This window comes from Arenimonas malthae CC-JY-1, assembly GCF_000747075.1.
Lineage (GTDB): Bacteria > Pseudomonadota > Gammaproteobacteria > Xanthomonadales > Xanthomonadaceae > Arenimonas > Arenimonas malthae.
The window spans coordinates 1-927 of record NZ_AVCH01000112.1; the positions used below are offsets into that span (position 1 = coordinate 1).

A 927-nucleotide genomic window follows, 5' to 3' on the forward strand; every position below is an offset into this window, starting at 1 on the left:
GCCGTCGCGACCGCAACGAGCGTGGCGGCCGTCGCGAGCGCATCGAGCGCGACCGCGGTGGCAAGCCGGCGCAGGCCGGCCAGCCCGCGCAGGCCGCCCAGCCGCAGCAGGGCAAGCAGCCGCGTCCGCCCAAGCCCGAGCGCAGCGAGGAACAGAAGCGCCAGGACGAGCAGAAGCGTCTCGAGGCGCAGCAGCGCCGCGAGGAGAACCAGAAGAAGGAAGCCGAGCGCCGCGAGCAGCAGCGCCTCGAGAACCAGAAGCGCGAGCAGGAGCGCCGCGAAGCCCGCGCCGCCCGCCAGGCCGCGCAGGGGGGTGCCGAAGGCACCGCCGTCGCGCTGGCGGTGGACGGCGTCGAAAGCGCCGTGGCGCTGGCCGCGTCGTCTTCCGACGAGGGCATGGTGGCCGAGGGCGTCGAGAACCTGGGCGGCGCCGCCGGTGAAGCGGCCGCGGCCGAGGGCACCGGGCGCCGCCGTCGCGGTCGTCGGGGTGGCCGTCGCCGTCGTCGCACGGAAGGCGCCGCGGGTGACGCCGCCAATGGCGGCAACGAGGGCCAGGGCGGCGACGCCGAAGGCGATTTCGACGACGAGGACATGGGCCAGGACGAATCCACCCCGCGTTCCACCGTGGCGGCCCCGACCGTGACCGCCGGCGAATCGGATTTCGACGACCTGGAGCCGACCCCGGTGGTCGCGGCCCCGAGGCCGGAAGCGCCGCGCGCGCCTGCGCCGAGCCCCTCGCCGTCGGTGGTGCCGGTGGCGGTGATGGCCGCCGTGGCGTCCACGCCGGGCGTCGAGGAAATCGAAGCGGAACCGGACGCGGACGTCGCCCCCGTGGTCGAGCCGAAGGCCGTGGCCGAGACGGTGGCGGCCGCGGTCGCGCCCGTGGTGGTCGAGGCCCCGGTGGCCGAGCCGGTCTCCCCGCCTGCGG

General features: G+C 76.7%; 1 pseudogene. It reads left to right on the forward strand.

Annotated features, from left to right (window positions below):
* A pseudogene (locus tag N790_RS16325) lies at window positions 1-927 on the forward strand (hypothetical protein); the annotation flags it as partial.